The 21,300-nt window shown below is 33.5% G+C and carries 17 protein-coding genes; 3 read left to right on the forward strand and 14 right to left on the reverse strand.

Annotated features, from left to right (window positions below):
* Positions 1 to 409: 409 nt before the first annotated feature.
* The 14 genes from HN894_15150 to HN894_15215 form a co-directional block, all read right to left on the reverse strand.
* On the reverse strand, positions 410 to 856 hold the full coding sequence (locus tag HN894_15150; protein ID MBT7144660.1) for a cold shock domain-containing protein: 447 nt from the start codon (positions 854 to 856) through the stop codon (positions 410 to 412).
* Positions 857 to 1,409: 553 nt separating this feature from the next.
* Positions 1,410 to 1,904, reverse strand: coding sequence for a hypothetical protein (locus tag HN894_15155; GenBank protein ID MBT7144661.1), 495 nt, complete (start codon positions 1,902 to 1,904; stop codon positions 1,410 to 1,412).
* A gap of 48 nt (positions 1,905 to 1,952) precedes the next feature.
* A complete protein-coding gene (locus HN894_15160; GenBank protein MBT7144662.1) occupies positions 1,953 to 3,980 on the reverse strand; it encodes a mucoidy inhibitor MuiA family protein in 2,028 nt (675 codons plus the stop codon).
* Between the two features lie 117 nt (positions 3,981 to 4,097).
* Positions 4,098 to 4,544, reverse strand: coding sequence for a nuclear transport factor 2 family protein (locus tag HN894_15165; GenBank protein ID MBT7144663.1), 447 nt, complete (start codon positions 4,542 to 4,544; stop codon positions 4,098 to 4,100).
* A 37-nt stretch (positions 4,545 to 4,581) separates the two neighbouring features.
* Positions 4,582 to 5,688 (reverse strand): carbohydrate-binding family 9-like protein, encoded by a 1,107-nt coding sequence (locus HN894_15170; protein MBT7144664.1) that lies wholly within the window; start codon positions 5,686 to 5,688, stop codon positions 4,582 to 4,584.
* A 50-nt stretch (positions 5,689 to 5,738) separates the two neighbouring features.
* Positions 5,739 to 6,647, reverse strand: a complete 909-nt coding sequence (locus HN894_15175; protein MBT7144665.1) for a glycyl-radical enzyme activating protein — start codon at positions 6,645 to 6,647, stop codon at positions 5,739 to 5,741.
* A 1-nt stretch (position 6,648) separates the two neighbouring features.
* Positions 6,649 to 9,009: a glycyl radical protein gene (locus HN894_15180; protein MBT7144666.1), complete on the reverse strand. Its 2,361-nt coding sequence runs from the start codon at positions 9,007 to 9,009 to the stop codon at positions 6,649 to 6,651.
* 166 nt (positions 9,010 to 9,175) lie between these two features.
* Positions 9,176 to 10,156, reverse strand: a complete 981-nt coding sequence (locus tag HN894_15185; protein ID MBT7144667.1) for a chorismate synthase — start codon at positions 10,154 to 10,156, stop codon at positions 9,176 to 9,178.
* A 9-nt stretch (positions 10,157 to 10,165) separates the two neighbouring features.
* Positions 10,166 to 11,422 carry a 3-phosphoshikimate 1-carboxyvinyltransferase gene (gene aroA / locus HN894_15190; GenBank protein MBT7144668.1) on the reverse strand — a complete coding sequence of 419 codons (1,257 nt, stop codon included), beginning with the start codon at positions 11,420 to 11,422 and terminating at the stop codon, positions 10,166 to 10,168.
* Positions 11,423 to 11,553: 131 nt separating this feature from the next.
* The gene (locus HN894_15195; protein ID MBT7144669.1) at positions 11,554 to 12,423 is read right to left on the reverse strand and encodes a restriction endonuclease; all 870 of its coding nucleotides are present in this window, start codon (positions 12,421 to 12,423) and stop codon (positions 11,554 to 11,556) included.
* A 97-nt stretch (positions 12,424 to 12,520) separates the two neighbouring features.
* Entirely contained in the window at positions 12,521 to 13,165 is a 645-nt protein-coding gene (locus HN894_15200) for a type I 3-dehydroquinate dehydratase (GenBank protein ID MBT7144670.1), read from the reverse strand.
* Complete coding sequence (aroB, locus tag HN894_15205) at positions 13,143 to 14,180, reverse strand: 3-dehydroquinate synthase (GenBank protein MBT7144671.1); 1,038 nt, start codon at positions 14,178 to 14,180, stop codon at positions 13,143 to 13,145. The genes HN894_15200 and aroB overlap by 23 nt, the downstream gene beginning before the upstream one ends.
* A 52-nt stretch (positions 14,181 to 14,232) precedes the next feature.
* The gene (locus tag HN894_15210; protein ID MBT7144672.1) at positions 14,233 to 15,528 is read right to left on the reverse strand and encodes an MCE family protein; all 1,296 of its coding nucleotides are present in this window, start codon (positions 15,526 to 15,528) and stop codon (positions 14,233 to 14,235) included.
* 62 nt (positions 15,529 to 15,590) lie between these two features.
* Positions 15,591 to 16,766 carry an N-acetylmuramoyl-L-alanine amidase gene (locus tag HN894_15215; GenBank protein MBT7144673.1) on the reverse strand — a complete coding sequence of 392 codons (1,176 nt, stop codon included), beginning with the start codon at positions 16,764 to 16,766 and terminating at the stop codon, positions 15,591 to 15,593.
* A 66-nt stretch (positions 16,767 to 16,832) separates the two neighbouring features.
* Here HN894_15215 and HN894_15220 point away from each other — a divergent pair, with 66 nt between their 5' ends.
* The 3 genes from HN894_15220 (at position 16,833) to HN894_15230 (ending at position 21,233) form a co-directional block, all read left to right on the forward strand.
* Entirely contained in the window at positions 16,833 to 19,508 is a 2,676-nt protein-coding gene (locus tag HN894_15220; GenBank protein ID MBT7144674.1) for an LPS-assembly protein LptD, read from the forward strand.
* A gap of 288 nt (positions 19,509 to 19,796) precedes the next feature.
* Positions 19,797 to 20,780 (forward strand): endonuclease/exonuclease/phosphatase, encoded by a 984-nt coding sequence (locus HN894_15225; GenBank protein MBT7144675.1) that lies wholly within the window; start codon positions 19,797 to 19,799, stop codon positions 20,778 to 20,780.
* 15 nt (positions 20,781 to 20,795) lie between these two features.
* Positions 20,796 to 21,233 carry a nucleoside deaminase gene (locus tag HN894_15230; protein ID MBT7144676.1) on the forward strand — a complete coding sequence of 146 codons (438 nt, stop codon included), beginning with the start codon at positions 20,796 to 20,798 and terminating at the stop codon, positions 21,231 to 21,233.
* The last annotated feature ends 67 nt before the right edge of the window (positions 21,234 to 21,300 follow it).

Here is a 21,300-nt window from a genome sequence, read left to right on the forward strand (position 1 = left end):
TGTGTGTCAGATTTGAACTACCACAGATTTTTATTTTTGAGTAATAGCGAGCTATTTTGATGGAATAAAAATTGAGGACGGTCAAAGATGATGTGCAGTTTGGGCTTGTAGTAGAAATATTTATGAATTATTCAGGCTAAATTACGAATGAAAAATATTTGCAAATTCAGACTGAGTCAGTTTCGCTAAATAAAGGCTTAGTTTTATTCTTTTACGAGAGTTCACTTTCTGTATATTAAGGAAACCTCTAAAAATGCAAATTTCTTCGTTGCTTCGCAATTTTAAAATCCTCATTTACAACAGTAAACTGCGGTCTTAAAATTTCTTACGCCTTGAAATTTACTATTTTTAGAAGTCCCCATAAATAAAGCGACAGGATAGTGAAAGTTGAATCTGAGGAAATCTGAAGCTATATTTTTTTTACCCGAACAGCATTCATGCCTTTCATTCCGCGCTCGAGTTCGAAACTAACCTTGTCTTTTTCATCAATTTCGTCAATACAAGAATTTATATGTACAAAATATTTTTCGAAAGTTTCAAGGTCTTTAATGAAACCGTAGCCCTTCGAGGAATTGAAAAATTCGACTTCTCCGTTTCTAATTGGGTCAAATTCAACTTTTTCTTTTTTAGGAACACCAATTTCAATTTTACTTGCATCAATCTTGGTTTTTTTTGTTGGATCTGGCGGAGTGTCTGATATTTGTCCGAACTCGTCAATATAGGCAATCATATTATCAGGCCCATTGTTTTCGGCATTTGCCTTACGTGCTTCTTTCTTCTTTAATTTATCTGCACGTTTTTTCAAACGTTTTTTTTCTTTTTCTTTCTTTTCAAAAGATTGTTGCGATTTAGCCATTATATATTTAAATTATTTGTTCTCTATTTTTCAGCTTAAATAAAAAATTAGACAGACCTACATCAAAAATACTGCTCATACGAATATTGAATTCACAGAAAATTTGTTCGGAAATGCAATGTAATTTTATGTTTTCAATATTAAGCCGGGAATTATATTTATAAGATGTTATATTTTTTAATGAATATTCCGATTTTTGGATAAGTCTGTATATTGAAAAAAATGAAGCTAAGGATTTATAATATATTTCTAAGCAAAAATCTTTACTGATTTTAAGCTTTTGTGAGATACAAGACCTTTGTCCACTGCTATTTGCCAAGAAGATATATTTATTTTTTACCTTTTCTTTCAACTTAATTTTTATATCAAAAATTCATTTACACTCAACATCTTTTTGCAAAATTAATTATTATTTAATAAAAGATGTGAATTTAGTTCATTATTTTTTAATGAACTATCGAATTGTTTGTTTCATGTATCTATTAAATACTCTAATTTAGGGAAATTGATGTCTATTTGATTAATTTCTTGAAAAAGTAAATTCGTTGCATGTTTACTGGCTTGGTTTCAGTATCTTACAAGCCAATAATTTTTCTTCATGATTGCTAATATTATCTATCAGTTGAAATTCTAAAGTTTTATTAGAAACGAATTTTTTAAATTCTTTGTTTCTATGAATTATCTTCCTAAAATCTTGAATCAAATCATCAATAGTATCGTCAAATTTAGCAGTATTCTGTTCTTCAGCTTCTTCCCAAAAAAGTTGGTTTCTGATGGTTAAAGTTTCGTTGTTTTCGCTTTTTAAGCAAATTGATAAATTGTCGTAAACGAAAGTTTGTTTTTGTTTGATTAATTCAATACCGTTTAGAAAATTCCGTTTTTCCTTTTTAATCGATTTGAATTCTATATATCCAAAATGGACAGATACTATGACTACTGGAACAAGCAACCAGAAATCCATTTTTTTATCCAATAAATAATGGAAGAAAAATAAAACTATGAAAGCTACAAAAGCACCTACTAATATTCTGATTATTGGGTTTTTCAAGGTTTTGTTTATGAAAATATTTTGGGTTCTACATCCAATTTCCAATTATCAATCTTCAATTGTAATATTCAAATACTTAGGATACCTAATGTAATATTTATAACTAAAAGTTTCTTTTTCGTTTGGTTCAATTTCAAGTTCCCAGCTGAGTTTTCCGGTTTTGTCATTTAGCTTTGCACCAGACGATTCCAGAAGTTCTACATCAACCGATTTTCTTTGTGTCAAAGGAATCTGGTCTTCTACAACAATTTTAATTTTAGTTTGTTTATTGTTTCTTACTTTTATGTCGTAGCCGAGAGTTTCACGAATATTACTGCCTATAATTCTTTTATCGAACATTTCTTTGTTTCCAATTCGTTCAACAATTATGTTTTTGTCTCTTCCGAGCGAAATATTTAGCGTATCGCCAATTTGCTCAACATCTATGAAAGATTCGCCGGTGAATGTGCCATCATAATAAATGCTTGTTTTGCCCGATAAGAGATTTAGTTGCGTCCAATCTGTAATTTCGGCGGTGATAAATGCATCTGGGTCGAGTTTTGGAATTGCATAATAGATATAATCGACCGGCAAACTTACATCCTTAATTTTTATGTTATAATCTTCGCCATCGGATGGGATGGTGTATGGAATTTCAATTTCATATTCCAAGTTGGCAATATTAGTTTTATAGGTATTTGAAATATAGATGTTTGTATTAATTTCTCTATTTTGGTTTACATCATCAAAAAATCTTACACCATCCACAAAAGTTGCATTTTCTTCGCTTCGAGCACCGCGAATATTTCCTTTATTAAAATCAAAAGTATTAAAGCTACTACTTGGTACTACTGCGGCAACACTACGCCCTGGCATACATGCAATTTCCATAACTTCTATTGGCTTTTCGTAAGCTATAACTTGAACTTCTTCATTTAATATGGTATTTTGACTTAAGTAAATATCCTGATAAGTAATACGGTCATCGGAGATTGATACATTTGTAATTTTGGTAGTTGTGTATCCAAAATATGATACTTCAATTTCATGATAGCCTGGTATAATTGGTTTAATAGAATATTGTCCGTCAAAGTCAGTAATTCCTCCGCTAATAATTTCATTTCCTTTTTTAACTGACACATTTGCAAAAGGAATTCCTTCCCTAGTTTCTGCATCGAATACTCTACCTTTAAGTGCTCCTGGTCCTTTTTCCAAAGTTTCTTTTTTATAAGGACTTTTTCTGCCTAAATACCATGAAAGTAATTCGGGTTTTTCGCCACTCAGCGAAGGATTGTTTGTCGAAAGTTTTAGATTCACATTCTTCCAGTCTTCGCCCGACGATTGATAAACTTTTGCATTATAAACAATTTTTAGCGGCTTTGAAATATCATCAACTCGCAAATCGTATAATGGTTTCCAGCCGGCAGATGCAATATAGTAGTTGATTTTCATTTTTTCAAAAATCGGTTTTTGGCAGTCGAGAATTATCAAAATCTTGCTATAGTTTTTTCTGTTTTTTGCACTTAGTTTGTTTAGCTCGGCATACAAATCCTGAATTGAGTCGTTGACATTGTCAAGTTTTGTAAATAGCTTCATTTTTTCCTGACGAATTTCATTCAGTTTAAATCTGTAGAAATCAGCAGCTTCTTTTATTTCACCTATAGACGAACCACCTTCTTTGTTTTTAAAAACAGAATTGGTAAGCAGCAATCTTTCTTCAAGGTCGAAAACATTTATCGTGTTTTTGATGCTTTTGATTTTTTGTTCCTGACTTTCAATTTTTTCTTCAATAAGTTTTTCCTCATTGCTTTTTTTGCTGACATTATGATAGTCTGCCTGATGTTTCACCGAAAGGATTTTGCAATTTTCGATACCTTCAACTTGTATGCTCTGAGGATTTATTTCCTGAGGTAATTTATCCACAATAATGAGATGTTTGCCTTTTGCAGTTTTCAAATCAATTTGCCTGCTAATTTGGGCACCATTGAAGAATACGGTAACATCGGAAATTTTCGATTTCACTTCAATTGTATCAACCGAAGTTCCAAAAACACTTCCTGCTATTAGCGAAAGAAGGATAAAAAATAAATTTCTCATAGTTTTAATTTTTAGTTTTAAATCTAATATTCAATATTCAATATTCAATATTCAATAAACAATAAACAATAATCAATATTCAATAAACAATAATCAATATTCACAAACTACTTCTGTCTAATCCCAAACAAAACGCCAGTTTCCATCAGCTTGCCTTTTCCAGACAGTATGAAAAATTCCGGTACTTTTAATTTCGGAATGGTTTTCATCTAAATATGAAAAAGTATATTTCCCGTAGGTGTAAGCCAAATCGCCTGATGCAGCTACATCTACAAAATCTGGTGTCCAGCTCAAAGTTCCATCTATCGATTTTTGAGAGTCGTAAAATTCTGTAATTGCATTTTTGCCAACTACCACCGAATTGTTTCGCATAAGCACAGCATCTTCGGCTGCAAATGTTAAAAATGCTTCGCGAATTCCATTTTCTTTAACCATTTCAGCAAATTTTTGTTCTGTATCGCGAATTTCCTGCTTCCATTTTTCAATTGATGATTTTTGGGTTTCCTGATCACAAGAACATAAAAATACCAAAGCTAACAGAAATAATTGGAGTGTTTTTTTCATAAAAATTAATTTTGTTATTCGTTAAATATATAGCTTTTTATTCATTTTTAATTACTTTCAAAACTCCTGCTTCATTTATTAAAAGATATTGGCTTGTTTCAGGAATTTGTATTTTATACTCAAACCCAAAATTTGTTTTATAGAATGTTGCAAGGATTGAATCATTTTCAGAGTATTTTGCATTAATGTTTTGAGTATGACCGACTTCGTTCTGCAAAAGTTTTTGCAATGAAGCAAATTGTGTTTGCCGAAACAAAGCGTAAGCAAGTTGTTTTAAGTTCCGGTGTTTGTCTTCAATAAACTTGAGGTTTTCAACTGTTGTTTCGTTTGTAAATTGAATATGTCCCCACTTTTCCGGCTCGTGCATATTTATCACTTTTTGATTGCTCCATACCCAGTTTTGCTCCTTTAGGATTTTTCCATTTTCTGTTTTTCGCCGATAAATTCCGTCAATAATGTCGTGCTGCCAATCGACTCTAGAAAAATTGACCTGCCACTGCTCGCCTTCACTCGGGAACTTAGCTTTTTGTATTTTTAATTCAATAAGGGATTTCATAGGTATAGCCATTTCAATTGCCCAAAGCGAGTCGGTATCGCTCGGGTCATTTAATGAACCATAAATTTTAACTGCCGATTTTAGATTGTTTAGATTCCAATAGAAAATTGCATTTCCGCCCGAGCGATATGGTTTGTTTAACAATAAATCCCAAACTGTTCCCAGAGCGTTGATTTCAATTTCGCTGTAAAGGCTTGTGGCCATCGATGGGCAAATGAATATTTCAAAATCATTGTTTAGGTAAATTATTGCATCGCGTTGTGTAATATCTGCCCAAATATGAGACTCTTCCATTTCAGCATAAACATAAAAATAGTTTTCGTCCCATAGCATTTTTGCTTTTGTATTGAACTGCGGTTTTTTAATTCCTTCAATATCTATAAAATTGTTGGTGAACTTTGCTGCTTGCCAGCTTGCTTCGTCAGCCACTCCATCAATGCTTATTATTAGCTGATTTTTTGTAACAATATAGCTTTCTTGTTTTACGATATCTGAGCTAAAGTCGATAGATATTGGAATTGGGTTTTGTTCTTTTTCATTGCATGCAAACAATATAGTTGCTAAGAAAAATAGAAGTATCTGTTTCATAAATTTATTGCTCATTTTCAAATATTACAATAATACAAAAATCATTGTTTCTATCCATAAATTTTTGTTTCAATACTATTGGCTGTATAAATTTCAACAATTTGTTTTAATCTATCTGGCTCGGGTTCCGAAAATTTAATAAAACTGTTATTCTGATTTAATTTTTCATATTTGCTTTCAACCAAATTGTGATAAGGGAGGAGATGCACTAATTTTTTTTCACCAGTAAGCGAGGCTATAAATTTTGCTGATTCTATAATATTTTCATCATCATCGTTCACATTTTTAATTAATGGAATTCTGATGTTGATTTTAGCACCGGTTTCAGCAAGTTTTTTGAGGTTATAAGTAATTATTTCATTTGATACGCCTGTATATTTTTTATGTTTTTCAGAATCCATCATTTTTAAGTCGAACATAAAAAGTTCTGTCTTTTGTGCTACTTCTAAAAGCAAATCGGTAGGAGCAAATCCAGATGTATCAACGCAACGATGAATTTTTTCTTTTCCGCATTCATTCAATAAAGGGATAAGAATTTGTGGGTGCATTAATGGTTCGCCTCCCGAAAAACTTACTCCACCCTCAGATTGGTCGAACAGCCAATTTTCCTTTTTTATGATTTTCATAATATTGGCAACTGACATGGCTTTTCCTATGATTTCCATAGCATTTGTGGGGCAGGTTTTTATGCAGTTTTCGCAAATCGTGCAGGTATCAAAGTTTGTGAAAACTACATTAGATTTCACGAAAAGTGCATTTTGCTCACAAACTTTTAAGCATTCGCAACATGCAATACATTTATTTTGTTTGTATGATTTTTGTTTAATTTTTGATTTTCCTTCAGGATTATGACACCAGATGCACGACAAAGGACAACCCTTGAAGAAAACTGTAAGTCGTATTCCCGGTCCATCGTTAATGGCATATTTTTTTATATCGAAAATAAGGCTTTGTTGCATTCTAAAACGATTGGTTTTCGGTGCGGGAAATCACTTCTTTTTGCAGGTCTTTGTTCATATCGTTGAAATAGTCGCTATAGCCTGCCATTCTAACCAACAAATCTTTATATTCGTCTGGCAATTTTTGTGCTTTTTGCAATGTTGCAGTGTCCACAACATTGAATTGGATGTGATGCCCACCAAGTGAAAAATATGCTCTGATAAGTTTTCCAAGTTTTTCAATATCCTCATCATTTTTAAGAAGTTGAGGAAGAAAACGCAAGTTTAGCAGCGTTCCGCCCGAGCGAGTTTGGTCTAATTTGCTTAGTGAGCGGATAACAGCAGTCGGCCCAAACTTATCGCAGCCTTGCGAGGGTGATGTTCCATCGGAAATTGGTTTTCCGGCAAGGCGGCCATTTGGTGTAGCTCCTAAAACTTTTCCAAAATAGATATGGCAAGTAGTAGATAACATATTCAAATGGTATTTTCCGCCCTTCACGTTTGGTTTTCCATCTATAGCCTTGAGCAAATCGTTATATAAATTCACGGCTATTTCGTCAGCAAAATTATTGTCGTTTCCAAAAAACGGGGTTTTATTGATAATCCTTTGACGCAAAATTTCTTCAGACTCAAAGTTTTTAGCTAAAGCTGATAAAATCTGGTTCATAGTGAAAGTATTATCTTCGAATACATGTTTTTTTATAGCTGACAAACTATCGGTGATTGTTCCCAGCCCAGTACATTGAATGTAGTTTGTGTTATAACGTGGCCCTTCATTGTAATAATCTTTTCCTTTAGAAATGCAATCGTCTATAACAACTGAAAGGAAAGGTGCAGGAGCGTATTTTGCAAACATTTTGTCTATATAATTGCTCACCCTGATTTTCTGATCAATGACGAAATTCAGTTGTTTAATAAAAGCATTGTATAAATCATGATATGTTTTGAATGAATTTGGATTTCCGGTTTCTAAGGTAACAAATTTTCCGGTAAGTGGGTCTGTGCCATTGTTTAGCGTAATCTCCAAAATTTTAGGAACATTCAGGTATCCTGTCAGTAGAAATGCTTCTTTGCCGAAAGCACCAACTTCAATGCAGCCGCTACATCCGCCTTCGCGAGCATCTAATAAAGTTTTGCCCATACTTAACATTTCCATGATGTAGGTGTCGGTGTTGAAAATCGAAGGGTAGCCATAGCCTTTTCGAATTACTTTGATGGCAGAATGTAAGAATTTATTGGGTGTTTTTGTACTGATATGAACCGATGTGCCTGGTTGTAGCAAATGCAATTCCTCGGTGGCTTCGAGCATAATGTAGGAAAGTTCGCTTACAGCATTGGAACCGTCAGGCTTCAGTCCTCCAAGATTTATATTTGTGAAATCGTTGTAGGTTCCGCTTTCTTTTGCAGTGATTCCAACTTTTGGAGGTGCAGGTTGGTTGTTTACTTTTATCCAGAGGCAGCAAATTAGTTCTTTTGCATTTTGGCGGCTCAGTGTTCCTTCGGCAATTTCTTTTTCGAAAAAAGGAGTTAAATGTTGGTCGAAATGTCCTGGGTTCATTGCATCCCAGCCGTTTAGTTCGGTAATGGTTCCGAGATGAACAAACCAGTACATTTGCACTGCTTCCCAAAAATTGCGAGCTGCATTTGCCGGTACCCTTCGACAAACTTCAGCAATTTTTATTAGTTCTTTTTTTCGATTTGGATTAGTTTCGGTTTGGGATTTTTTTTCAGCTAAAGCTGAATGTCGTTGAGCAAAGAGAATGACAGCATCGCAAGCTATGTCCATAGCTTTCAGTTGTTCGGCTTTATTTGTAGCCTCGGGATCGTTCAAATAGTCTAAAGAATTTATATGAGACCGAATTTCTTTTTTGAAATCGTTCATGCCTTTTTTGTAGATTTTGCCATCTAAGGCAGTATGTCCGGGTGCCCGCTGTTCCATAAATTCGGTGAACAGCCCGGCTTCGTAAGCTCGTTTCCATTCTTGTGGAACATGTTCGAAAATTCGCTCTCGTTGTGTTCTTCCTTGCCAGTATGGAATTACCTCTTTTTCGTATTTGTCGATAGCGCTTTGATTTATCGAATATTTTTGTTGTTTCCGATTATTCAAAATATATAGGTCTTCTACACTATGACAAGTAAGTTCCGGAAAAGTTGGAACTGCTTTTGGAAATGGTCCTCGTTCGCCTACAATCAATTCGCCGCCACCCATGTATAAGGTTTTTTTCTGGCAGTGGTCGTAAAAACTTAAAGCCCGCAAAACAGGAATTGAGTGTTTTCCGTAATTTTTTTCATAAAAATCTGTTTGATGCAAAGCACGCTCAATGGAAATGCTTGGTTCAGCTTCGTAGCTAAGTTTTCTTAAACGGTTTATTCTTTTGTTCATTCAGTTTATTTTTTCGACCAATCCGTAGGATTGAGATGTTTATAGAAATCTTCGGATGGATGGAGATTCGACCCCGATGGGGTCGCAAAAAAAAGCATTGCTTTTTTCTATAAACATTTGAATCCTTCGGATTCTTTCATAAATTTTATTCTTTTATCAATATACACTACTTCCTGTTTTGATTTTGAAACATCAAATCTGCCAAAGCAATTGCAGTGGCGGCTTCAACAATTGGAGGCATACGCATAGCCATGCATGCATCATGGCGACCCTTAATATGCAGATTGGTGAGTTCTTTAGTTTTAAAGTTCATGGTTTTTTGGCTTAAAGCAATACTCGAAGTGGGTTTTACTGCAAGTTTGAAAAACAAATCGTTGCCGTTTGCTATACCGCCATTTATCCCGCCGGAATTGTTTGTTTCGGTTTTTCCGAAAATATCAATAATATTGTCGTTGCATTCGCTTCCTTTCATTTTTGCAGCAGCGAAACCGGCACCAAATTCAATAGCTTTCACTCCGGGAATAGAAAAAATCAGATGGCTAATGTATGATTCGAGCGAATAGAAAAATGGTTCACCAAGTCCGATTTTCATATTTTTTGCAGTACAGGAAATAATTCCACCAATAGAATCTTTTGCCTTAATTGCTTCATTTATTGCCAGATTGAAGTCTGTTTTACCACAGATTTCCTCAATTTTGGCTACAATTGAAATTGGTTGAATAATTTTTTTTGCGATTACGCCGGCTGCCACCATACCCAAAGTAATTCTGCCGGAAAAATGCCCTCCGCCTCTATGGTCGTTGAAATTTCTAAATTTTTTTTGAGCTACAAAATCGGCATGGCCAGGGCGTGGTGTATTTTTTAGATTTTCATAATCTTCAGGTTTTGCATTCAAATTTTCGAATAAAATAGATATTGGGGAGCCTGTTGAAAATCCATTGTGCACTCCGCTTAATAGTTTTGGGTAATCGCTTTCGGAGCGAGAGCTTGTGCCTTTAGTCCCGGTTTTGCGACGAGCAAGATCGACTAGAAAATCACTCTCTGAAATTGCAATTCCAGCAGGACAGCCATCAATAATTACACCGACTGAAACTCCGTGAGACTCACCAAAAACTGTTAATTTAAATATTTTTCCAAAAGTGTTCATTTTGTTTTTTTAATAAGTCTGAATTATATTTCCACCTATTGATTGAAAATTTTCAAAAAAAGCTGGATAAGATTTTGAGACGCATGAACAATCATTAATTTCAAGTTCAGCTTTGGTTCTTATTGCAGCTACTGCAAGTGCCATGGCAATTCGATGGTCGTTGTGCGAAAATGTTTTTCCTCCAATGATTTCACCACCTTCAATTTTCATGATATTGCCATCAGTTGAAATTTTGATACCTAATTTTTCAAATTCATTTTTAAGGCTTGCTGCTCGGTTGCTTTCTTTATGAATAAGTCTGTCAGCACCATGCAAAATAGTTGTTCCCGAGCAATTTGCAGCCAAAGCCACGAGGGGAGGAAATAAATCGGGGCAATCGCTGGCATCCATTTCAAAAGCATTTAATTTGTCTTTTTTTACTTCTATGTTGTTGCGATTGGTTATGATTTTAGCACCTGCCATTTTCACTGCTTCCAATATTTTTATGTCTGCTTGTTTTGAGTTTATATTTAGATTTTCGATTTGCAAATTTCCGCCCAAAGCACCAGCCACAATCAGAAATGCTGCACCACTCCAATCCCCTTCAACATTAAATTCTTTCGGATGATATAACTGATTTCCTCTAATTTTGAATAATTTGTAATTGTTGTGTGTGATTTTAATTCCAAAATCGTTTAAAACGCTGATTGTTAAATCAATGTACGGCTTGCTCTTAAGATTCTCAACTATAAGTTCCGAATTACTTTTCAGCAAAGGCAAAGCAAACAACAAGCCGGTGAGAAATTGTGAACTTTGCGAACCGTCTAGTTTTGCAGTTCCACCGTTTAGCCGACCTTTAACAAATACAGGAAGATAGCCATTTTTTGTGCGACATTCTGCACCAAATTGTGCGAGCGTTTTTTCAATTTCGAAAACAGGACGAGACATTAAAGAACCTTTTCCGGTTATGCAAATTTGTGTTTCGCAAAGTGCAGCTATAGCTGAAAACATTCTTAAACACAAACCTGACTCGCCGGCATCTATAGTGTTTTTTTTAGGATGAAAATTTCCTTCGATGAAAATCTCATTTTTCTTCTTGGTGATTTTCGCTCCAAGATTTTTTGCAATATTTAAGGCAGAAACTGTATCGTGGCAAAAAGTTGGGTTTTTGATAATAGATTTTCCATTTGCTAAAATTGCAGCGGTAATTGCCCGTATCAAATGGCTTTTTGATGCGGGTGCTGTTATTGTTCCGTTTATTTTCGATGGTATAATTTTTTTCTTCATCTGCACAATAGTGTTTCTTGCAATAATGTAAAGTTAGTCTGTTATAGACCCTGTGGGTTTTTAAAACCCGCAGGGTCTGGCTCAATTAAATTTGAAAATCCGGTTCTTTTTTCATGGTATATCAGCGACACTTACTTCATAAAATCTATAAAAAACTCTTTATCAATGTCATAAACAATTTTTGGTTTAAGGCCTAATTCATTTTTTTCAAATAATTCGACTAGTATTTCACCGTCAACTAATTCAACAGGTGGAGCTCCATCTCTAATTGCTTCCTTTTTTGCATCCTGCGTAAATCGCCCTGTTGTAATTATAATTCCTTTGTCTGCACGACCTTGCATAGCTCCTCTAAAATCTCTAATTGTTGAAGATCCAACTGTTCCTTGATATCTTTTTGCTTGAAATAGTACCTTAAAACTCATTAATGGATTTATTTCTAAAATACCTTCACCATCTATTCCGCCATCTCCAGATTTCCCGGTAACCACAACTTTTTTAAAACCAGACTCTCTTAATAGTCTTTGGCAAATTCTTTCAAATCCTTTTGGAGATAGATTTTGCAAAATCGTCAACAAGTCATCTGATAATCCTTCAACATTTATTACTTGTTCTTCAATATCATCAACCTGTACTTTTGTTTCTTTTTTTGTTTTCTTACCCTTTTGAATAAATTTCGATTGAACTTCTTTAAAGAGTTTTAATGAGTCTTCAAAAGACAATTTAGTTTCTGCACCCTTAGTTGTTAAACTCCAAATTCCTCTTTTCGAAGAATCATCTAAAAGTCCTGACTTAACTAAATATATTCTTGCCCAGGCAATTTGATTTCGAACTCTTGTAGCCCCACTTTGTAATTTTTCTTCCAATTCTGATTCGGGAATATTCATTCTCTCAACCACCAAATCTGTTACCTCACTTGAATTCCCCGAACCTCCAAGTTCATTAAGAACATTGATAATAGGGTTTAAAAATCGAAGAAATATTGGTCTTTTTTTTTCGCTCATTTATTTGTCTTTAGATTAGGATTCTTCTTTTTATTAGCAAGCCTTACCTTAATAGTACATTGCATTTAATTTTATACAGAAAAAAAGCTTTAACTCATTAACAAACGTCATTTAAAGTATTCAAAACCGCAAGCATTTCCTCTTTTCCTAATTGGCCGGGGGCAATTGTTTTTGAAGAAGAGACGGCTGCATAAGTAAATTCCGCTCCGAGTAATGGAGCTATAATTCTTGTAATTTTTCCTTTATCGCCCATACCAAAACTTATTATTTTTTCTGTACGTTCGTAAAGAGAAAGGATTTTTGCATTGTCGGCATTCGAATTTATCATTGTCGAGATTTTTACAATATCTGCTCCGAGCTTGAAACAATTTGTGGCAATTTCGTTTAGTTCTGAAGTTGAAGGAGTTTGCTGAAAATTATGATAAGAAATTATGATTGAGCAATTATTTTTTTTAGCTAATTCTATTAATTCCAATCTGTAATTTTCCGATGATTCATATTCGACATCGACATATTTGGCACCGGTTCCGATTGCAATTTTTAGTCGGTTCAGACATTCTTCATTGCTAAAAAATCCTCCGGTTTTGCAAGTTGCAATGGTCATTACCGGTAGTTTGAATAATTTTTCGATTTCTTCGTTGCTGAGGATAATTTTATCTAATCTTATCTCGTAAAGCTTATCGTTTTTTATGACTGATAAACAGGATTCAAAATTCCTTTCAGCTATGGTTACACACAACATTTAGTAATTCCTCTAATTTTGAAATTGATATTTTTTTTATTTCAGCATCTCCAATTTTCCGTAAAAGAACAAAATTTATATTCTCATCCTCTCTTTTTTTGTCTTTTTTTATAAAATCAAAAACCTCCTGAGAAAGGATAGATAAATCGGTAGGAAGTTGAAAATTTTCTATGAGTTTAATTATTCTTTTTGCTTCAAAATCTGGCAAAATGCCAAGCTCAACGGAAATTTTTGTTGCCACAAGCATTCCAATACCTACAGCTTCGCCATGAAGAATGGTCGTTTTTTTTTCGATTGCATGAGCCAAGGTATGCCCAAAATTTAATTTTCGCCTTTCGCCATGTTCTTTTTCATCAATATTTACAATATCAGATTTTACAATCAGTGAGTCGAAAATAATTTTATTCATCACAGTTTTTTCATTTTGCAGAGCTTTCTGGAAGTTTTGTTCTAAAAATTCGAATAGCTGAAAATCTTTAATAGCCGCAGCTTTTATAATTTCAGCAAAACCGGAAATAAATATTTTTTTATTTAATGTTGAAAGCATTTTTGAATCGCAAATAACAAAATCGGGCTGCGAAAATGTGCCAATCATATTTTTAAAAGCCAGAAAATTCACTCCGTTTTTCCCGCCCACGCTGGCATCTACCTGCGACAGAAGTGTAGTAGAAACAAAACCAAAAGGCACACCTCGCATAAATGTAGTTGCAACAAAACCTACAATATCGCAGACAATTCCTCCACCAATTCCAACTAAAAATGAAGATCGATCAAGCTCAAGTTCTATCAGTTTTTTGTAAATAAATGCAACAGTATCAAGGGTTTTAATTTTTTCACCTTGCCCAATTTCTAAAGTAGGGAAGGGCGGAAAGTAGTTTTTGTAAAATTTGTAAACTACTGCATCGGTGATAATTACAACTTTCGTTTTTGGAAGGTAAGAGCCTAAGTTGTGCAACTTTTCTCCTATATGTATTTTAGAAATATTCGATTGTCCTTCAATGCTTAGAGTTTTCATTTCCTATGTCCTGTTTACCTTTAGCTGTTAGCTATTTGCTTTTAGCCAAAAGCTAACTCTTAACTTTAGTTGAGCCTTTGAATTTCACTCGTTTGCCATTTTTTGTAGCAACAATAAAAGCATCCGGGTAATAATTCCTAATAGAGTCGCAAAGTGCATGAATTTTATTGAAGTTTTGACTATTGCCGATGGTATATTTGTAAACTCCATCGTATTTGTAGCGTTCAATATTTTTGAGTCCTTTGAAAAAACGGGAATTTAGAGCTACTTTATTTTTCGATGAGCTTATTTGAATTTTATAGCTTAGGTCATTATCTTCCTCTTTCTTAGAATTCTTCTTTTTGTTTTTTGTTTTTTTGATAACATTTCCTTCTTCGTCTATTACATTTGTTTTGCCAAAATCGAAAAGTGAGTAGTGAATATATCTTTTCGGATTTGTTCTGATATCTTTCAAAAGGAGGTCAAGCTGTTTACTGGAATTTTCGAGATTTTTATAAAGTTTATCGTCATTAATTAGCTGGCCTATAGAACCTTTTCCATTGTTAATATCTGAAATGACAGAGTTGATATTTTGGAGAGTATTGTTGGCATTATTAATTGTTGTGGCAAATTTTATGGCTGCAAGCGTATCGCTAATGTCTGAAAAATTTGAAATAATATGCTTAAGCTCGCCGCTGCTGCTGCTAAACATTGTTGTAACCGAATGGATATTTGCAAAAATCTTCGAAACTTTTCCTTTTTCTACATCAACAAATTTGTTTAAATTTAAGGATGTTTTCTCCAGATTGTAGATGGTAGTATTGATGTTGGCAAAGGTCTGTTCAAGATTTTCACGTGTGTTTTCTGTAAAAATGTTTTGAATTACAACCAGCACAGAATCGATAGAACCCATAAGCCCTTCAGCTTTATATTTCAGAGGAAGCATCTGTGCATTCACTTCTTCTTTAAGTTCTTTTTCTATGTCGCTTAAAAGAGTATCGCCGGAAATGGCTATACTGGCTGAATCGGAGAAGATGAGCGAAATTGCTTTTGAACCCATCAAATCCATGCTATAGATTCTTGCTGTGCTATTTTTTGGAATCTTGATATCGTTTTCCATTATGAAATTTACGACCAATTTTCCTGAGTTATCAGATAAAAAATTTATGTCAATAACTTGCCCTACTTTAAATCCATTTATTGTAACAATGCTCGATTTTTTTAATCCGCCAATTTTATCGTAAACAATAAAATAATTGGTCGATTTTGACAATAGATTTTTCCCTTTCAGGAAATTAAATCCCCAGATTAGAACTGCAATGCTCACAAAAAATAGCAAACCTATTTTTATATTTGTTGAAATTTTCAAAACAATAAATTTTTATAATCTACAAACGTAATTTTTCAATAAACATATTCAAAATTATTTCTTTATTTTTTTAATGCTTTTCTAATTGAAATTTTTTTTCCATTGTCGAATGCAACCGTAAAAGCATCGGAAATACTTTGTCTAATTTTGTTTTGAATTTCAACTATCGATTCATAATCTGTTTCATTACCAACAAAATATTTAAATGTCCCATCAATTTGTCTTTCAGTAATGTTTTTTAATCCTTTGAATTTTGATGAGTTTAAGTCAAGTTTTTTCGATGAAGATAATATTTGCACTTCGAACCAGATATTTTTTGAATCTTTTTTTGAATCTCCTTTTGGTTTCTGTTCAATTGTACTGACTTGTTCAGTTTTTTCTGTTTTAACATATGTTTTTTTTGAATAGAGCTCTTCCTTATAATCTCTGAATGCTCTAAAAATTGCTGAAGCGATAAGGTCTTGTCCTTGATCGGAATTTAAAAATATTTCTTCGGTAGGATTTGTAAGAAATCCTGTTTCAATCAAAACGCTGGGCATAGTGGTATTCCAGAGAACAAGAAATCCAGCTTGTTTTACGCCTCTGTTTTTTCGATGGACACGATCGGTAAATTGCGATTGAACTTTTGCTGCAAAATTCAAGCTCTGATCAAGATGAATATTTTGAACTAATTCGAACATTATGTAGGATTCCGGTGCTTTTGGATCGAAGTTTTCATAGTGTTCTTTGTATCCTTCTTCGAGAGTTATTACCGAATTTTCTCGCTGTGCAACGTCAAAATTTGCTTGCGATTTGTGCAATCCCAAAACAAATGTTGAGGTTCCGTAAACTGAGTTATTCTTAACACCATCGGCATGGATAGAAATAAATAAATCGGCTTTGTTTTGATTTGCATAAGCTGTGCGTTCCCACAAATTAGGATAAGTATCGCTTGTTCGTGTATATAATACTTCAACATCGTCAATGTATTTTTTGATATAATTGCCTGTTTTTAAGGAAATTGTTAGCGCTACATCTTTTTCTTTCGATTTTTTTCCTGAGGTGCCAGGATCGTCTCCTCCATGCCCAGGATCTATTACAACTATGAATTTTTTGTTGTTTTGAGAAAAAGTATGGAAACTATTAATAAAAATTAATCCTAAAATAAGAAAAATATAAATTGCTCGTTTTGTAAAATTTGACAGGATTTTTGCTTTGCAAATGTTATCTGTATAATTTGCTTTGTTTAAACTATTCATTCTTAAATTATTTATAGTTTTGAAGTTTTTATTAATAAACTTATTAGTACAAATATAGTAAAAAAGTTGAATATAAAATTAGATATATTTGTTATTGTATTTTTGTGTATGCTTTGTTTTTCGAACAAGCAGATTGCTCAAATAAACCAAAATTTGTATGATTCGACAAGCACTGATTCTTCCATTGTCCATTTAAATTTGACAGATTCGGTTTCCATAGATTCAAGCACAACTTTATCTCAAAATGAATATATTGAGAATAATGACAGTACGATTTCTGATTCTCTTTTGCAAGAAAATAGATCTGATAACCTCATAGATTTCCCGATTGATTATAATGCCGATGATTCTATAAGATTTTCTCTAAAAGAGCAAAAAGTATATTTGTATGGAAATGCAAAAATCAACTATCAGGAAATTGAGCTCACGGCAGCATATATTGAAATTGATTTGCAAACTCGTGAGGTTTTTGCTAAAGGAGTCCCCGATAGTGTCGGGAAACTTGCCGGAAAACCAAAATATTCGGAAGGAGAGGAGTCTTTTGATGCGAAAACTATGAGATATAATTTTAGAACTAAAAAAGCCTATGTTATTGATGTGATAACACCACAATCTGAAGGTTTTTTGCATAGTCATATTACAAAAATGCATGCAAACAAACAAATTCATTTAAGCAAAGGTAAATATACAACTTGCGAAAACGAAAATCCGCATTTTTATGTGGGGCTGACAAGAGCAATTATGATACCGGAAGATAAAATTGTGTCGGGCCCGGCATATCTTGTTCTTGCCGATGTGCCTTTGCCTTTGATAATTCCTTTCGGTTTTTTCCCAAATCATAAAAAACATGCTTCAGGAGTTTTAATCCCGGAATATGGCGAGGAACAAGCTCGCGGTTTCTATTTGCGAAATGGTGGATATTATTTTGCTTTAAGCGACTATTTTGATTTGGCAATTCGTGGAGATATATATTCCAAAGGTACTTACGGTGGATCAATTCTTTCGAAATACAAAAAGAGATATAAGTACAACGGAAATTTCGATTTGAAATATTATAACAACAAAACGAGCGAAAAGGATTTTCCTGATTATTCAAGCAAAAAAGATTTTTCTATAAAATGGTCTCATAGTCAGGATTCTAAGGCAAATCCATTAAGTAGTTTTTCTGCAAATGTAAATATTAGTACAAGTTCGTTCGACCAAAATCAAACCTATGCTACAAACACTCATTTGACAAATACGAAGTCGTCGAGCATTTCGTACAATCGGCGTTTTGGAAAACTATTCAATATGTCGTCAAATTTGCGGCATTCTCAAAATAGTTTGAACAAATCTGTAAACCTTACTTTACCCTCTGTAAATTTTTCTATGAATCGTCAATATCCTTTCAGAAGAAAAAATGCAACAGGAGAAATGCGATGGTACGAAAAAATTGATATTAGTTATTCGTCAAAATTAGAAAATCGCATAAATACTGTCGATTCACTTCTTTTTACAAATGCCTCTTTGAAGAATTTTCAAAACGGATTTCAGCATAGTATTCCTATAAGTGCAAATTTCAAGGCTTTAAAAATGATAAATATTACTCCTAAGATTAATTATACGGGGCGATTATATACACATACGATTGAAAAATATTGGGATCCAGAATATTATGACTCAGAAGAAGGCACAACTTACGGCAAAATTATTTCTGATACAATAAACAAATTTGCCTACGGACACGACTATTCAACACAAATTTCGGTATCGGTAAATCCTACTGTTTACGGTATGTTTCAGCCCAATCCAAAAATATTTGGCGACAAAATCAGTGCTGTTCGGCATGTGCTAACACCATCGGCAAGTTTTAGTTATGCTCCCGATTTGGGCGACTATAAACCAGATTATTACAGAAGTTTTAATTATTTAAGAACTGACCAAAAAGATAGTACAGGAATTACAGAAACTTACTCAATTTTCGAGGGAGGAATTTATGGAACACCATCAAGTAGCGGAAAATCAGGGAATATAAATTTGAGTCTTGGGAATAATATTGAAATGAAAGTAAAAAATGATAATGATACTACCGATGAATTTAAGAAAATTAAAATACTTGAAAAATTGAGTTTCAGTACATCTTACAGTGTTTTTGCTGATTCATTGCGATGGTCTCCAATTAGATTTTCAGGTAGCACAAAACTGTTTAATAAGCAAATTAGTTTGAAATTTGGTGGAACAGTTGATCCTTATATGATTGATTCGTCAGGCACAAAATATAATTCTTATGAAATGCTGAATAACAATAAATTAGGCAGACTTACAAGTGCAAATTTTGACATAAGTTTTTCGCTTAGTCCTAAGAATTTCCAAAAAGATAAAGAGGCTGAAGATGAATTAATTGGCGATCTTTACGAAGACTATATAGATTGGGATGTTCCTTGGAGCTTGCGAGTCAATTATGGAATTAAATATACGAAACCTAAGTTTGAAAGCGATATAACTCAAACTCTACGCTTTTCGGGCGATCTGTCATTTACAAAAAAATGGAAAATGGGCATTTCATCTGGTTACGATTTGGAGAAAAATGAATTTACCTACACAACTTTTGATCTATACAGAGACCTTCACTGCTGGGAAATGCGAATGAATTTTGTTCCTTTCGGAACGCGAAAAAGTTACAATTTTGTTATAAGCGTAAAATCGTCTATCTTAAAAGATCTTCGACGACAAAAAACCAGAAGCTGGTATGATAATTTTTAGCTTTAGGGAGCGATTTATCAGCAGGATTGTCATTTATATCAGTTGCGATTTTTGCAATATTTACTGAACTTATTGCAAAAAAATGTTTTCATGTCGCCGAAAATGAATGTTATTACAGGGGAAACGGCAATTAGAGGATTCAAAGATTATTGTTTTTTACCTTTCGGTATAATTCCATTCGGTAAACAATATTAAAATTTATTGATGATATTTCCTGATAATTGGTGATTTATTGTAAAAATATTTACTTTTGAAAACGCTTTTTAACAAACAAAAGGAAAATAGAAAATGAATCAAAAATATTTTATAGCATGGTGGAATGTAGAAAACTTATTCGATATGCAAAATTCTGCAAGCAGACCAGCATGGCTTCAAAGTAATCTGAACAGCGAACTTTCAGGATGGGATAGTTCTGTTTTATCTCAAAAAATCTCTCAGCTTGCACAAATCATCATGAAAATGAATGACGATAAAGGACCGGATATTCTTGGTTTGTGCGAAATCGAAAATATAGCTGTTCTAAAAATGCTTCAAGCTGCACTTTATCCCTTGAACAGGAAATATGCAATTGCTCATGTCGATATGGAAGATGAAAGGGGCATTGATATCGCATTTATTTACGATAAAACGATATTTAATTACGAAGAACAATTCAACTATGTTGTGCGAAAACGCAGCGCTACAAGAGATATTTTTCAAGTAAATTTCAAAACTAATGAAGCTAAAGATATTGTTTTTATAGGCAATCATTGGCCTGCAAAATCTGGCGGGAGTTTAGAAAGTGAGCCATATCGAATAATTGCTGCCGAAACACTAAGTTATTGGATAGAGAGAATTCATGAAATTAAGGGCAACAATATTGCGATTGTTGTTATGGGCGATTTCAACGACGAACCATTTAGCAGGTCAATTACCGAATATGCTTTAAGTACGCATCTTGAGATGAAAGTAAGAAATTCCTTTTCGCCACGATTGTTGAATCTTATGTGGGATATTATGTCATCAGGATTAGGAACATATTATTACGATAATTTTGCAAATGTATTAGACCAGTTTTTAGTTTCAAAAGCAATTGTAAATGAAAATAGCGATTTCAAACTTGCTATTGATACTAATGGAAAACCAATAGTGAAAATCGAAATGTTTCCCGAAATGGTTTCTGGTGGCGACTATCCCGACCCAATAAGATTTGGAAGACCCTCAAGTCAATATAATGCAAGCGGATTTAGCGACCATTATCCCATTTCTATGATTTTGGAAGAAATAAATTAAGCTCAATATTTTTGTATGTTTTCCGACGAATATTTTATGAAAATCGCATATCAGGAAGCTCTGATAGCTTACGAAAAAGATGAAGTACCGGTGGGAGCAGTATGTGTCTGTCAAAATCAGGTGATTGCTCGTGCTCACAATTTGGTAGAAAGTTTGCAAGATGTTACTGCACATGCTGAAATGCTTGCAATTACCTCAGCAAGCAATTTTATTGGAGGTAAGTACTTGTCGGGCTGTACTTTGTATGTGAGTTTAGAACCTTGTGTAATGTGTGCCGGTGCTTTGTTTTGGTCGCAGATAGATAAATTGGTTTTTGGAGCTTTCGATGAAAAACGAGGTTTTTTAAGTCTTAAAAAATGTATTCTTCAACCGAAGACACAGATTGTTTCGGGCATATTACATAACGAATGTTCCGATTTAATTAAATCATTTTTTAATAAAAAGAGAGGATAAAATATTGTTTTTTATAAAAATATTTATTTTTGTTCGATTAATAAATATGAAATATTGAATTTAAACT

The organism is Bacteroidota bacterium, from assembly GCA_018692315.1.
GTDB lineage: Bacteria > Bacteroidota > Bacteroidia > Bacteroidales > JABHKC01 > JABHKC01.

Bases quoted from the DNA above. Each gene is read 5' to 3' on its own strand.
- HN894_15150 (MBT7144660.1), bottom strand. From the start codon at position 856: ATGGCTAAATCGCAACAATCTTTTGAAAAGAAAGAAAAAGAAAAAAAA.
- HN894_15160 (MBT7144662.1), bottom strand. From the start codon at position 3,980: ATGAGAAATTTATTTTTTATCCTTCTTTCGCTAATAGCAGGAAGTGTT.
- HN894_15165 (MBT7144663.1), bottom strand. From the start codon at position 4,544: ATGAAAAAAACACTCCAATTATTTCTGTTAGCTTTGGTATTTTTATGT.
- HN894_15170 (MBT7144664.1), bottom strand. From the start codon at position 5,688: ATGAAACAGATACTTCTATTTTTCTTAGCAACTATATTGTTTGCATGC.
- HN894_15175 (MBT7144665.1), bottom strand. From the start codon at position 6,647: ATGCAACAAAGCCTTATTTTCGATATAAAAAAATATGCCATTAACGAT.
- HN894_15180 (MBT7144666.1), bottom strand. From the start codon at position 9,009: ATGAACAAAAGAATAAACCGTTTAAGAAAACTTAGCTACGAAGCTGAA.
- HN894_15185 (MBT7144667.1), bottom strand. From the start codon at position 10,156: ATGAACACTTTTGGAAAAATATTTAAATTAACAGTTTTTGGTGAGTCT.
- aroA (MBT7144668.1), bottom strand. From the start codon at position 11,422: ATGAAGAAAAAAATTATACCATCGAAAATAAACGGAACAATAACAGCA.
- HN894_15195 (MBT7144669.1), bottom strand. From the start codon at position 12,423: ATGAGCGAAAAAAAAAGACCAATATTTCTTCGATTTTTAAACCCTATT.
- HN894_15200 (MBT7144670.1), bottom strand. From the start codon at position 13,165: ATGTTGTGTGTAACCATAGCTGAAAGGAATTTTGAATCCTGTTTATCA.
- aroB (MBT7144671.1), bottom strand. From the start codon at position 14,180: ATGAAAACTCTAAGCATTGAAGGACAATCGAATATTTCTAAAATACAT.
- HN894_15215 (MBT7144673.1), bottom strand. From the start codon at position 16,766: ATGAATAGTTTAAACAAAGCAAATTATACAGATAACATTTGCAAAGCA.
- HN894_15225 (MBT7144675.1), top strand. From the start codon at position 19,797: ATGAATCAAAAATATTTTATAGCATGGTGGAATGTAGAAAACTTATTC.
- HN894_15230 (MBT7144676.1), top strand. From the start codon at position 20,796: ATGTTTTCCGACGAATATTTTATGAAAATCGCATATCAGGAAGCTCTG.